The 13,040-nt window shown below is 67.8% G+C and carries 12 protein-coding genes; 10 read left to right on the top strand and 2 right to left on the bottom strand.

Annotated elements, in window-relative coordinates; translation table 11 throughout:
- On the bottom strand, positions 1 to 675 hold the full coding sequence (locus EDD41_RS03355; RefSeq protein WP_094763770.1) for a pentapeptide repeat-containing protein: 675 nt from the start codon (positions 673 to 675) through the stop codon (positions 1 to 3).
- A gap of 127 nt (positions 676 to 802) precedes the next feature.
- On the opposite strand from EDD41_RS03355, the gene efp reads away from it, so the two are divergent.
- Both efp and nusB read left to right on the top strand, forming a co-directional pair.
- On the top strand, positions 803 to 1,366 hold the full coding sequence (gene efp, locus EDD41_RS03350) for an elongation factor P (protein ID WP_094763769.1): 564 nt from the start codon (positions 803 to 805) through the stop codon (positions 1,364 to 1,366).
- Positions 1,366 to 1,863, top strand: coding sequence for a transcription antitermination factor NusB (gene nusB / locus EDD41_RS03345; RefSeq protein WP_094763768.1), 498 nt, complete (start codon positions 1,366 to 1,368; stop codon positions 1,861 to 1,863). Before efp ends, nusB begins: the two co-directional genes overlap by 1 nt.
- 105 nt (positions 1,864 to 1,968) lie before the next feature.
- On the opposite strand, the gene EDD41_RS03340 is transcribed toward nusB, so the two are convergent.
- Positions 1,969 to 3,018, bottom strand: a complete 1,050-nt coding sequence (locus EDD41_RS03340; RefSeq protein ID WP_211336567.1) for a zinc-binding dehydrogenase — start codon at positions 3,016 to 3,018, stop codon at positions 1,969 to 1,971.
- A 95-nt stretch (positions 3,019 to 3,113) separates the two neighbouring features.
- Here EDD41_RS03340 and EDD41_RS03335 point away from each other — a divergent pair, with 95 nt between their 5' ends.
- The 8 genes from EDD41_RS03335 to rpoZ all read left to right on the top strand — a co-directional run bounded on the left by EDD41_RS03335 (position 3,114) and on the right by rpoZ (position 13,040).
- The gene (locus tag EDD41_RS03335; RefSeq protein WP_123574956.1) at positions 3,114 to 4,808 is read left to right on the top strand and encodes a dihydroxyacetone kinase family protein; all 1,695 of its coding nucleotides are present in this window, start codon (positions 3,114 to 3,116) and stop codon (positions 4,806 to 4,808) included.
- A 254-nt stretch (positions 4,809 to 5,062) separates the two neighbouring features.
- A complete protein-coding gene (gene carA, locus EDD41_RS03330; protein WP_123574955.1) occupies positions 5,063 to 6,241 on the top strand; it encodes a glutamine-hydrolyzing carbamoyl-phosphate synthase small subunit in 1,179 nt (392 codons plus the stop codon).
- Positions 6,241 to 9,597 carry a carbamoyl-phosphate synthase large subunit gene (gene carB / locus EDD41_RS03325; protein ID WP_123574954.1) on the top strand — a complete coding sequence of 1,119 codons (3,357 nt, stop codon included), beginning with the start codon at positions 6,241 to 6,243 and terminating at the stop codon, positions 9,595 to 9,597. Before carA ends, carB begins: the two co-directional genes overlap by 1 nt.
- Positions 9,597 to 10,679 (top strand): quinone-dependent dihydroorotate dehydrogenase, encoded by a 1,083-nt coding sequence (locus EDD41_RS03320; RefSeq protein ID WP_123574953.1) that lies wholly within the window; start codon positions 9,597 to 9,599, stop codon positions 10,677 to 10,679. Before carB ends, EDD41_RS03320 begins: the two co-directional genes overlap by 1 nt.
- A gap of 46 nt (positions 10,680 to 10,725) precedes the next feature.
- Positions 10,726 to 11,535 (top strand): orotidine-5'-phosphate decarboxylase, encoded by an 810-nt coding sequence (pyrF, locus tag EDD41_RS03315; RefSeq protein WP_123574952.1) that lies wholly within the window; start codon positions 10,726 to 10,728, stop codon positions 11,533 to 11,535.
- A 123-nt stretch (positions 11,536 to 11,658) separates the two neighbouring features.
- Positions 11,659 to 11,970: an integration host factor, actinobacterial type gene (gene mihF / locus EDD41_RS03310; RefSeq protein ID WP_094763760.1), complete on the top strand. Its 312-nt coding sequence runs from the start codon at positions 11,659 to 11,661 to the stop codon at positions 11,968 to 11,970.
- A gap of 61 nt (positions 11,971 to 12,031) precedes the next feature.
- Positions 12,032 to 12,607, top strand: coding sequence for a guanylate kinase (gene gmk, locus EDD41_RS03305; protein ID WP_094763759.1), 576 nt, complete (start codon positions 12,032 to 12,034; stop codon positions 12,605 to 12,607).
- Positions 12,608 to 12,695: 88 nt separating this feature from the next.
- Positions 12,696 to 13,040, top strand: a complete 345-nt coding sequence (rpoZ, locus tag EDD41_RS03300) for a DNA-directed RNA polymerase subunit omega (RefSeq protein ID WP_094763758.1) — start codon at positions 12,696 to 12,698, stop codon at positions 13,038 to 13,040.

The following is a 13,040-nucleotide window of genomic DNA, read 5'->3' as shown; positions in this document are numbered from 1 at the left end:
TCAGCCGGCCGTCAGCTGGATGCCCAGCTCGGCGGCCATCTCCTGGGCGATGGTGGTGATGTCGTCCGCGTGGATTGTGGCGCCCTTGAGACCGCCCAGTCCCCGGATGCCTTCGAGTTCCCCGCCGTGCAGCAGCACCCGGTTGCTGGTGGCATGGCTGAAGGTGGCTCCCTCGAGGCGACAACCGAGGAAGCTCACTTCCTGGAGCCTGGCATTGGTGAAGTCTGCGCCGCTCAGGTCGCAGTCGACGAACTCGACGCGCTGCAGATGGGCGAAGCGGAAGTTGGCCATCGTCGCGATGCAGTCCAGGTGTGCCACGTCGTGCAAGGTGCAGCCCGACAGGCCGATGCCCACCAGGCGGCTGTTGCGCCATGCAATGCGTTTGAGGCCGGATTCGGTGAAGGCGGCATTGGCGGCATCCACACCCTCCAGGGCGACGTCGACCCAGTTGGTGCGGTACCAGTCCGAGTCGGCCAAGCTTCCCCCACAGACTTCTAGGCTCGCGAATTCCACGAACTGGCTGGTGTGGGAGTCCAGGACCACTCGCGCAAAGCGCTGCTCGGTGACCAGCTCGTCATCGCCAACCTGGGAAGGGGCCAGCTCATCGGCATCGGTCAGGCTGACATGACCGGCTGCCAGCTTCGGGCCCGTGGCCACGCGGGGAAGGACGTGCATGCGGTCATCCTAGCCACGCAGGCGTGGGCCGTGGGGCGGTGTCCAGAAGCGCCATTGTGGCTTGGCGAGCCCGACGGGTTAAACTGTCCTGCCGGACTCTCGGCAGACGCTTTGGAAAGGGAAGTACGTGGCTTCGACCAATGATCTGAAGAATGGCATGGTCCTCGACCTGGACGGCCAGCTGTGGCAGGTGCAGTGGTTCCAGCACCACAAGCCCGGCAAGGGCAACACCGTCGTGCGCACCAAGCTCAAGCACGTGCTCACCGGCAAGGTGGTCGACAAGACCTTCAACTCCGACACCAAGGTGGACACTGCCACCGTCGACCGTCGGGACATGCAGTACCTGTACCACGATGGCGACGGCTTCGTCTTCATGGACACCACCACCTATGACCAGATGACCCTCCCCGAGGACACCGTCGGCGACGCGAAGGACTACCTGCTGGAGAACACGGTGGCCACGGTCGCGATCCACGAGGACAACCCGCTGTTCCTCGAGATGCCCGCCTCCGTCGAGCTGGAGATCACCTACACCGAGCCCGGCCTCCAGGGCGACCGCTCCACCGGTGGCACCAAGCCCGCCACGCTGGAGACCGGCAAGCAGGTCAACGTGCCGCTGTTCATCACCACCGGCGAGAAGATCAAGGTCGACACCCGCACGGGCGAGTACCTGTCTCGCGTCAGCAACTGATGAGCGAGTCCGAGATCGTCGGAACCCCCGTCCCGGGGCGTCCCGACCTCCTCAAGATCTCCGCCGAGCCGGTGCCGGTGGTGCCCAATGCGCACCACAGCACCCGCACCAAGGCGCGCAAGAAGGCCCTTGACATCCTGTTCGAGGCCGAGCTGCGCGACCGTGACCTGGTGACGACGCTCGACGAGTACATCGCCCTGGGCGAGCCCCCGGTGCGGGAGTTCACGTCGCAGATCATCCGCGGCATCGACGAGCACATGGGCGAGATCGACCAGCGGATCGCGGAATGCTGCAGCGCCGACTGGACCATGGAGCGGATGCCGCGTGTCGACCGCAACCTGGCCCGGATCGCCATCTGGGAGATCGACCACTCCGAGACCGCGGATGCCGCCGTCGTCAGCGAGGCCGTGGCCCTGGCCACCGAGTTCTCCACGGATGACTCCGCCGGTTTCCTCAACGGTCTGCTGGCCACTGCCATGCGGACCAAGCAGGCCTGAGGACTGAGGCCTGACACGCTCGGCCGTCGTGGTCAATGACCACGACGGCCGAGTTGTTTCCCGTCGGCCGACTCCTTCTCCGGTGGCCGAGCCTGTCGAGGACCGTCAGCGGGGTTCGACGGCCACCTTCACCCCGAGCTGGTCGGACACGGCCTGCACTGCCTGGTCCACGTCGGACAGTTCGAAGGCGTGGGTGACGATGCGATCGGCAGTGATGGCACCAGAGCCCAGCACCTGGACCGCCCGGTGCACGTCGCTGCGACGCGCATTGGAACCACCTGTGACCTGCAACTCCTTGTAGTGGATGATGTTCGGGTCCATCTCGGTGGTGCTGCCCTTGGGGAAGCCCGCGAAGTAGTTCACCCGGCCGCCGATGCCGGCCAGCTCCAGCGCCTGGGTGGCCAGGGGCAGGGCCCCGATCGCGACCACCACCACGTCAGCCCCCTGGCCGTCGGTCACCTCGTCGACCACGGCCTGCAGGTCCTGCGAGGTGGGATCGACGGCGTGCGTCGCTCCCAGCTCGAGGGCCAGCTCACGGCGGCCCGCCGAACGATTCGTGACGATGATCCGGCTGGCGCCCTGGGCCTTGGCCAGCTGGGTGTGCAGCAGGCCGATGGGGCCCGCTCCCAGCACCACCACGGTGTCACCGGGGCGCGTGGTGAACTGGCCCGCGCCGTTGAGGACGCAACTCAGGGGTTCGGCCAGGCAGAGGGTGCGAGCGGGCATCTCGGGCGTGAGGATGACATTGCCGTTGGCGACGGCCCGCGCGGGAACCAGCAGGTGCTCGGCGAGCCCGCCATCAATCGCGTAGCCGATCAGTTCCAGGTTTGCGCAGAAGTGTTCACGCCCGGCCAGGCAGGCGTGGCAGTGGTTGCAGCTGACCACGATGGAGACCGTCGCCTGGGCCCCCACCGGGTAGCCGTCGACGCCGTCGCCGACCGCCTCGATGCGTCCGGCGATCTCGTGGCCGAGCACGACTCCCGGGCGCACCCCCGCGGTCTTGGCGCCGCTGATCAGGCGAAGGTCCGTTCCGCAGAGGGTGGTTGCCTCGACCCGCAGCAGGACCTCGCCCGGGCCGGGTTCGGGCGTCGGCCTGGTGGTCAGGCCGAAGTCGTGGGGGGCGTTCAGGACGGCTGCGCGCATCAGATTTGCCATGGCCCAACCCTAGTCTTTGGCACTCCCACGAACTAGTGTGTTTTTCACACCGATCGTGTTAATTGGTTGATGACGTCCACCTCAAGGAGTACGCAATGACGCGTCTTGTGAACAATCCCGACGACTTCCCCGCGGAGGCCGTGGCCGGCTATGCCGATGCCTTCAGCACCTACGTCAAGCCCGTCTTCGGCGGCGTGGTCCGCTCCACGAAGACCCGCCAGGGCAAGGTTGCCCTCGTCGTGGGCGGCGGCTCCGGTCATTACCCGGCCTTCGCCGGGTGGGTGGGCCAAGGCTTCGCCGATGGCGCCGTCTGCGGCAACATCTTCTCCTCCCCATCGGGCGCGCAGGCCTACAGCGTCTGCAAGGCCGCCGACCGGGGCGCAGGCGTGCTGATCGGCTTCGGCAACTATGCCGGCGACGTGCTGCACTTCGGCCAGGCCGTCGAGCGCCTGAAGAACGACGGCATCGACGCCCGGACGCTCTTGGTCACCGACGACATCGCCTCCGCCACGCCGGAGGAGCACCTCAAGCGCCGCGGCATCGCCGGCGACCTTCCCACCTTCAAGATCACCGGCGCCGCCTGTGAGGCCGGCCTGGACATCGACGGCGTCGTCCGCGTCTTCGACAAGGCCAATGAGGCCACCCGTTCCTACGGCGTCGCCTTCGCCGGCTGCACACTGCCCGGTGCCGACCACCCGCTGTTCACCGTTCCCGAGGGGAAGATGGGCATCGGTCTGGGCATCCATGGCGAGCCCGGCGTCAGCGAGGCAGACCTGGGCAGCGCCGACGACATCGCCAGGCTGCTGGTTGACGGCCTGCTGGCCGATCGGCCCGCGGAACAGGGCCAGCGCGTGGTCGCCATCCTCAACGGCCTGGGCGCCAGCAAGTACGAGGAGATGTTCGTCGTGTGGCACGGCGTGCAGAAGTACCTGCGCGCGGCCGGCCTGGTGATCGCCCAGGGCGAGGTGGGTGAGTTCGTCACCAGCCTCGACATGGCTGGCATCAGTCTCACCCTGGTCTTCCTCGACGAGGAGCTGGAGAAGTTCTGGTTCGCCCCCTGTGACACCCCCGCCTATCGGCGTGGCTCCGTCGGGGACGTGGAACGCGACGACGAGGAGCTGGCCCAGCAGGCCGTCAAGGCGGCGGTCGAGCGCCCGGGCAGCCCGGAATCCCAGACATTGGCGGCTGCCGTGACCGACGGGCTCGAGGCCATCGCAGCCCTGCTGGCCAGCAAGGAGGCCGAGCTCGGAGACCTCGACGCGGTGGCCGGTGATGGGGACCATGGCATCGGCATGCACAAGGGCTCGGCCGCCGCGGCACGTACCGCGCGGGAGCTCCTGGCACAGCAGGCCGGTGCCCAGACCCTGCTCAGTGGCGCGGGAGCCGCCTGGTCCGATGCCGCGGGCGGCACCTCGGGTGCGCTGTGGGGTGCGCTGCTGACGGCCGTCGGTGGTGTGCTGGGTGATCAGGCCAAGGGCGACGAGCAGGCCGTCGGCAGGGCCCTGCAGGCCGGTCTGGATGCCGTCGTGCGGCTTGGTGGCGCCACCGTCGGCGACAAGACGATGGTCGACGCCCTCGCCCCGGCCGTCGACGCCTACCTGGCCGCCAGCGAGCCGGCGAAGGCGAAGCTGGATGCCCTCGCGGCCGCCCAGCGGGGCGCCGAGTCCACGAAGGACCTCGTCGCGAAGCTGGGCCGTGCCCGGCCGCTGGGGGAGCGCTCCCTGGGCACACCGGACCCTGGTGCGACCTCGCTGGTGATGGTCCTGGAGGAGCTGGCTGGCCGGTTCTGATCCCCTGCCCCAAGACTGAGAGCCAGGAGGAGCGGTTGGCACCTTCCAACTCCAACCACGTGCCCTCTGGGCTCTCAGTTTTGGCCGGCGGACCCCACGATCTGTAGGCCATGGGGCGGTCCTCCCGACAGCCCCACGTTGCCGCCCGTCCCATGCCGGGACAATGCGTCCCGATCCGTGCGTCGGTGCTGATAGGGTCTCCGACGATCACTCACCCGCAAGGCCTTGCCCGGCTCGGGCAGGGGAGGATGGCCATGACCTCGTCCCAGTTCGCCTCACAATCGTCGGTTCCCGCGATTCTGGTCCTGGAGGATGGCCGCTTTTTCCGCGGCACCTCCTTCGGAGCACAGGGCACCACATTCGGGGAGGCGGTGTTCTCCACCGGCATGAGCGGTTACCAGGAGACGCTCACCGATCCCAGCTACCACCGTCAGATCGTCGTCGCCACGGCGCCGCACGTCGGCAACACCGGGTGGAATGACGAGGATGACGAGTCGAGCCGCATCTGGGTGGCCGGCTACGTGGTACGCGATCCCGCTCGGGTCGCCTCCAACTGGCGCAGCCGCCGCAGCCTCGACGAGGAGCTGGTGAAGCAGGGAATCGTCGGCATCAGCCAGATCGACACCCGTGCCCTGACCCGGCACCTGCGCGAACGTGGTGCGATGCGGGTGGCCATCTCCACCGAGGTGCTGGACCCCGAGCGACTCAAGCAGCAGGTTCTCGAACAGCCCGGCATGGCGGGAGCCAACCTGGTGGATGACGTCACCACTTCCGAGGCCGTCGTGGTTCCGGCGCAGGGTGAGAAGAAGTGCGTCGTCGCGGCCGTGGACCTCGGCATCAAGGCCAACACGCCCCGCCGGATGTCCGCACGCGGCATCGAGGTGCACGTGCTGCCCGCGAACTCCACCATCGAGGACATCAGGGCCGTGAACCCCGACGGAGTCTTCTTCTCCAATGGACCCGGTGACCCGTCCACGGCCGAGCACGCCACGAACCTGCTGCGCGAGGTGCTGGCCGCGGGAATGCCCTACTTCGGCATCTGCTTCGGCAACCAGATCTTCGGCCGGGCCCTGGGCTTCGGCACCTACAAGCTCAAGTACGGGCACCGTGGCATCAACCAGCCGGTGATGGACCGCACCACCGGCAAGGTGGAGATCACCGCCCAGAACCATGGCTTCGCCGTCGACGCCCCGCTGGACCAGGCGACCGAGACGGACTTCGGTTCCGCGACGGTCAGCCACGTCTGCCTCAACGACGACGTCGTGGAGGGCCTGGAACTGCGCCGCCGGGACGAGAACGGCGACGACAAGCTCGTCGCCTTCAGCGTCCAGTACCACCCCGAGGCTGCCGCCGGCCCCCACGACGCCGACTACCTCTTCGACCGCTTCGTGCAGATCATGGTCGCTTCGCAGAACCAGGAAGGCAAGAACTGATGCCCAAGCGCACTGACATCACCTCGATCCTGGTCATCGGCTCCGGCCCGATCGTCATCGGCCAGGCCGCCGAGTTCGACTACTCCGGAACCCAGGCCTGCCGCGTGCTGCGCGAGGAGGGATACCGGGTGATCCTGGTGAACTCCAATCCCGCCACGATCATGACCGACCCGGAGTTCGCCGACGCCACCTACATCGAGCCGATCACCCCGCAGTACGTGGAGAAGGTGATTGCCAAGGAGCGCCCCGACGCGATCCTGCCCACCCTGGGTGGACAGACGGCGCTGAATGCCGCGATCGCCCTGCACGAGAACGGCATCCTCGAGAAGTACGGCGTGGAGATGATCGGCGCCAACTTCGACGCCATCCAGCGCGGCGAGAACCGCGAGATGTTCAAGGAGATCGTCGAGGCGCTCGACATGCCCGGCGGCGAGGCCGGCGTGGCGCGTTCCTACATCTGCCACAGCATGGACGAGGTGCTGGACGCGGCCGGCGAGCTCGGCTACCCCGTCGTCGTGCGCCCGTCCTTCACGATGGGTGGTCTTGGTTCCGGCTTCGCCCATGACGAGGACGAGCTGCGGCGCATCGCCGGCGCCGGCCTGGACGCCAGCCCCACCACCGAGGTGCTGATCGAGGAGTCCATCCTCGGGTGGAAGGAGTACGAGCTGGAGGTGATGCGTGACCGCAAGGACAATGTGGTCATCGTCTGCTCCATCGAGAACCTCGACCCGATGGGCACCCACACCGGTGACTCCATCACCGTGGCTCCGTCGATGACCCTGACCGACCGCGAGTACCAGTTCATGCGAGACGTCGGCATCGCCATCATCCGCGAGGTGGGCGTCGACACCGGTGGCTGCAACATCCAGTTCGCCATCAATCCCGTCGACGGCCGCATGGTGGTCATCGAGATGAACCCGCGCGTCTCCCGCTCGTCGGCGCTGGCGTCGAAGGCCACTGGCTTCCCGATCGCCAAGATTGCCGCCAAGGTGGCCGTCGGCTACACCCTGGACGAGATCGACAACGACATCACCGGCAGCACTCCGGCCAGCTTCGAGCCCACCCTCGACTACGTCGTGGTGAAGGTGCCCCGATTCGCCTTCGAGAAGTTCCCGACGGCCGACGACACCCTGACAACGCACATGAAGAGCGTGGGCGAGGCGATGGCCATCGGCCGCAACTTCACCGAGGCGCTGGGCAAGGCGCTGCGCTCGCTGGAGGACTCGAAGGCACCCTTCGTGCTGACGATGCCCACCCGCTCCAAGGAGGAGCTGCTGGACAGTGCCAGCCGTTCCCACGACGGGCGCCTGGGCGAGGTCTTCCAGGCCCTGATGGCGGGGGCCAGCGTCGAGGAGGTCTTCGACGCCACGAAGATCGACCCGTGGTTCATCGACCAGCTGGTGCTGCTGGTGGAGGTGGCTCGCGAGGTGGCCCAGGCCCCCGAGCTCACCCCTGACCTGCTGCGCACCGCCAAGCGTCATGGCTTCAGCGACGCCCAGATCGCCGCCGCCCGCAGCATGTCCACCGACGTGGTCCGGGGCGTGCGCTGGGCGCTGGGCATCCGCCCGGTCTACAAGACCGTGGACACCTGCGCCGCCGAGTTCGCCGCCCAGACGCCCTACCTCTACTCCTCCTACGACGAGGAGAGCGAGGTGCAGTCCCGCACCAAGCCGGCGGTGCTGATCCTGGGTTCCGGACCCAATCGCATCGGCCAGGGCATCGAGTTCGACTACTCCTGCGTGCACGCCGCCATGGCGCTGACCGAGGCCGGCTACGAGTCGGTGATGGTCAACTGCAACCCGGAGACCGTTTCGACGGACTATGACACCTCGGACCGCCTCTACTTCGAGCCGCTCACGCTGGAGGACGTGCTGGAGGTCTACCACGCCGAGTGCCAGGCCGGCCCGGTGGCGGGTGTGATCGTCCAGCTCGGCGGCCAGACCCCGCTGAAGCTGGCCCAGCAGCTGAAGGATGCCGGTGTGCCGACCGTCGGAACCAGCCCGGAGGCGATCCACCTCGCCGAGGAACGCGGCGCCTTCGAGGCCGTGCTGGCCGATGCCGGCCTGCGCGCCCCCGCCCACGGCATGGCGGTCAGTTTCGACCAGGCACGGACCGTCGCCAATGAGATCGGCTACCCGGTGCTGGTGCGTCCCAGCTATGTGCTGGGTGGCCGTGGCATGGAGATCGTCTACGACGAGGCGAGCCTGCAGCGCTACATCGCCAGCTCCACCCTGATCAGCGCCACGAGCCCCGTGCTGGTTGACCGCTTCCTGCTGGATGCGGTGGAGATCGACGTCGACGCCCTCTATGACGGCACCGAGCTGTACATGGGCGGCGTGATGGAGCACATCGAGGAGGCCGGCGTCCACTCCGGTGACTCCGCGTGCGCCCTGCCGCCCATCACCCTGGGCAGCGAGGTGATCGACCAGATCCGTATCTCCACCGAGGCCATCGCCAAGGGCGTCGGGGTGAGGGGATTGCTGAACATCCAGTTCGCCCTGGCCGGCGACGTGCTCTACGTGCTGGAGGCCAACCCGCGAGCCAGCCGCACCGTGCCCTTCGTCTCCAAGGCCACCGCGACCGGCCTGGCGAAGGCCGCCACGCTGATCATGATGGGTTCCAGCATCGCGGACCTGCGGGAGCAGGGAATCCTGCGCTCCGATGTCGACGGCGCGCACACCTGGCCCGGGGCACCGATGGCCGTGAAGGAGGCCGTGCTCCCCTTCAACCGGTTCCGCACCGCAGACGGGCACAATGTCGACACAATCCTCGGCCCGGAGATGCGTTCCACCGGTGAGGTGATGGGGCTGTCCCGCACCTTCGGTGAGGCCTTCGCCAAGGGCCAGATCGCGGCGGGGCAGTACCTGCCCACCTCCGGCAACTTCTTCGTCGCCATGGCCAACAAGGACAAGCGCCACTCGATCTTCCCGGTCAAGCGGCTGCACGACCTCGGCTTCAACATTCTCGCCACCCAGGGCACGGCCACGGTGCTGGGCCGTCAGGGGGTCACCACCACCGTCGTGCGCAAGCTGTCCGAGGGGCAGGGCCCGAATGGGGAGCCGACGATCGTCGACCTGATCCGCGAGGGCCAGGTGGACGCGGTCTTCAACACGCCGGGTCAGTCGTCCGGCTCCGAACGCGCCGACGGCTACGAGATCCGCGCCTCCTCGGTGGTCCACAATGCTCCCTGCATCACCACGGCACAGGGGCTGGCGGCAACCGTCCAGGCGGTGGAGGCACTCTGCGCCGAGGCGGCCGATCCCGAGGCCAACCCGATCGGCGTCAAGTCGCTGCAGGAATGGGCGGCCGATGTCGCGGAGGCGGTCGAGAAGACCATCGGCAAGGCCGGCAACTGATGGACGAGATGCTGACCCGGGCGCTGCTGCACGGCTATCGCCAGGTGGTGCGCCCGGGGCTCTTCCGGGCTCGGGGCGGCGATGCCGAGAAGATCCACGAGGACATGATCCGTGCGCTGGGCATCGCAGGAGGCCTGCCCGGTGGGGTACTGGGTGCCGGCAGCAGCGTGATGGGCACCGGCAAGGGCGTCGAACTCGCGGGGATCAGCTTTCCCGGGCGGGTGGGCGTCGCGGCGGGCCTCGACAAGAACGGTCTCGCTGCCCGGGCATGGGCAGGGCTCGGCTTCGGCTTCGCCGAGCTGGGCACCGTCACCGCGCAGGCCCAGCCAGGCAATCCCAAGCCCCGCGTCTTTCGTGCCAAGCAGTCCGACGCGGTCATCAACCGGATGGGCTTCAACAACGAGGGTGCGGCGGCCCTGGCCTCCCGGTTGGACGGTTGGGGAGTGCGACGCGGCAATGCGGCGCTCGGTATCCCGCTGGGCATCAGCCTGGGCAAGACCAAGGTGACGCCCCTTGAGGGGGCCGTCGAGGACTACCTGAGGAGCCTTCGTCTGCTGGCCGACAAGGCCGACTACATCGCCATCAACATCTCCAGCCCGAACACGCCCGGACTGCGCAGCCTGCAGGACGGTGACGCCCTGCGTGAGCTGACGCGGGCCCTGGTGGCCGAGGCCAAGGTCCTGAATCCGAGCAATCCGGTGCCCATCTTCGTGAAGGTTGCCCCGGACCTGACCTGGGATGCCCTGTACGAGGTGATCGGCACTTGTGAGCTGGCCGGTGTGGCGGGCCTGATCGCCACCAACACCACCCTGGACCGCAAGGGCCTCAAGGGGGACGACGTGAGGCTGGCGGACGAGGCGGGGGGACTGTCCGGGGCGCCGCTGACCGTGCGTTCACGTGCCATGGTCGCCCGGATCGTCCAGCACTCGTCGCTGCCCGTGATGGGAGTCGGCGGGATCATGACACCGGCGGATGCCCAGGCGATGTTCGATGCCGGTGCTTCCCTGGTGCAGGTCTACACCGGTTTCATCTACAACGGCCCCGCACTGGTGCGCGGCATCAACGCGCTGCCCCACAACTGACCCAGCCACGGTGGCCTAGCCAGCCGAGGCCCTGAAGGAGCGACCAATGTCCAACTACGCAGAACGACTCAGGGCCCTGACCGCCCAGCGCGGCGCACTGTGCGTCGGAATCGACCCGCATCCGCAGATCCTCGAGGCATGGGGTCTGGCCGATGACGTCAAGGGGCTGGAGGCCTGTGCCCGGACCATGGTGGCGGCGTTGGGGGAGAAGGCCGCGGTCTTCAAGCCACAGTCGGCCTTCTACGAGGTGTACGGCTCCGAGGGCATTGCCGTGCTGGAGCGAGTGCTGGACGACATCCGGCAGGCGGGCGCGTTGAGCATCCTCGACGTGAAGCGCGGCGACATCGGCTCCACCATGGCCGGCTATGCCCGTGCCTACCTGGCCGAGGACTCGTCATTGCGCGCCGACGCGATCACGTTGAGCCCCTACCTGGGCTTCGAGTCGCTGCGTCCCGCGATCGACCTGGCCCACCAGACGGGCCGCGGGATCTACCTGCTCGCCCGCACCAGCAATCCCGAGGGCGGCGACGTGCAGCTGGCCCGCACCGAGCGGGGAACCAGTGTCAGCCAGCTGATGGTGGACGCCGCCGCTGCCGAGAACGAGCGGTCCGGGCAGTACGCGCTGGGGCTGGTCGTGGGCGGCACCCATGCGGACCCCGGCTGCGACGTCAGCGCCTTCAACGGCTCCATCCTGGTGCCCGGTATCGGGGCCCAGGGGGGCACCATCGAAGGCCTCCGGGGGATCTTCGGCGACGCGGTGGACCGGCTGCTCCCGTCGGCCAGCCGCCAGATCATGCAGGGCGGGCCATCGGCGCAGGGGCTGCAGGACGCCTTGGCCGGCCTGGTGGGCCGCTGACGGGGCAGGGCGAAATTGCTCACATCTGCGGTCAAAAGGGCTGCGGCAAGCGGTTATCCATTGTAGTTTGGGTCTCGACCGGACAGAGGGGCATGTTCGGCATCACTTGATTGGAGACTCGTCGTGGCAATTCCCACACTGTCACCGGAACAGTTGCAGGCTGCGCGTGAGGCCGCCACGCAGGCGCGTCGCGCGCGGGCTGACCTGAAGGAGAAGGTCCGTTCCGGAACGTTGAGTCTTGGCCAGGCGCTGGACATCGCCGCCAAGGATGACGTCCTCGCCCACGTCAAGGTCGTCGACCTGTTGAAGGCGATGCCCAGGGTCGGTGAGAAGCGGGCCGCGGAGATCATGGAGCGCCTCGAGATTGCGGCCAACCGCCGCGTGCGTGGCCTCGGCAGGCACCAGGTGGCGGGGCTGAAGGCGGAGTTCGAGTAATCTGCATCAATCCCCACCCGACGACGGGCGGAGCAGACGAACAGAAGGAGAGGCTCGCGGCGTGACCGAGCAGAAGGATCCCTCGGCCACGCCGCGGGTCAGCGTCATCAGTGGCCCGACTGCGGTCGGCAAGGGCACAGTGGTGAACCGGCTCAAGGAGCTGCATCCCGAGGTCTTCGTGTCGATCTCCGTCACCACCCGTGCGCCACGCGCCGGTGAAGTGGACGGCGTGCACTACCACTTCATCGACGATGCGGGGTTCGACCGTCTGACGGCGCACGAGGGCCTGTTGGAGTGGGCGGTCGTGCACGGCAAGCACCGGTACGGCACACCGCGGGGGCCGGTGGAGGAGGCGGTGTCGCAGGGACGCGTCGTCGTCCTGGAGATCGACCTGCAGGGTGCTCGCCAGGTGCGACAGACCTATCCCGAGGCACAGCAGATCTTCCTCGAGCCCCCGAGCTGGGAGGAGTTGGTGCGTCGTCTGGTGGGCCGTGGCACGGAGAACGCCGAGCAGCGGGAGCGTCGTCTGGTCACCGCCAAGGAGGAACTGGCGCGCGTGGGCGAGTTCGACCACGTGGTGATCAATCACGAGATCGATCAAACCGTGGAGGATTTGGTAGGCTTGCTGGGCTTGTGATCTTTGGATGCGTCTGCGCGTCCGCAAAGACCATTCCCCGGAGCCGGCAGGTGCCCGGGACCACCGCACGATCGAACGAAGGTTCACCTTGACCACAAACATTCCCGAGGGCGTCACCAACCCCCCGATCGACGAGCTGCTCGACAAGGTCGACTCCAAGTACCGCCTGGTGCTGTTCGCCGCCAAGCGTGCCCGTCAGATCAATGCCTACTACTCGCAGCTGGGCGAGGGCCTGCTGGAGAACGTCGGCCCGCTGGTCGAGACCGGTGTGCAGGAGAAGCCGCTGAGCATCGCCATGCGTGAGATCCAGGCCGATGTGCTGGAATGCCTCGAGATCGACCCCGAGGCCGAGGCTGCCGCTCGCGTCGCCGCTGCCGCTGACCCTGACTTCAGCCTCGTCGCCGATCCCTTCGGCGACATCGACCCGGCCTGA

This window comes from Luteococcus japonicus, from assembly GCF_003752415.1.
Taxonomy (GTDB): Bacteria; Actinomycetota; Actinomycetes; order Propionibacteriales; family Propionibacteriaceae; genus Luteococcus; species Luteococcus japonicus.
The sequence above is the reverse complement of the archived record's forward strand: the minus strand, read 5'-3'. Positions and strand labels throughout refer to the sequence as shown.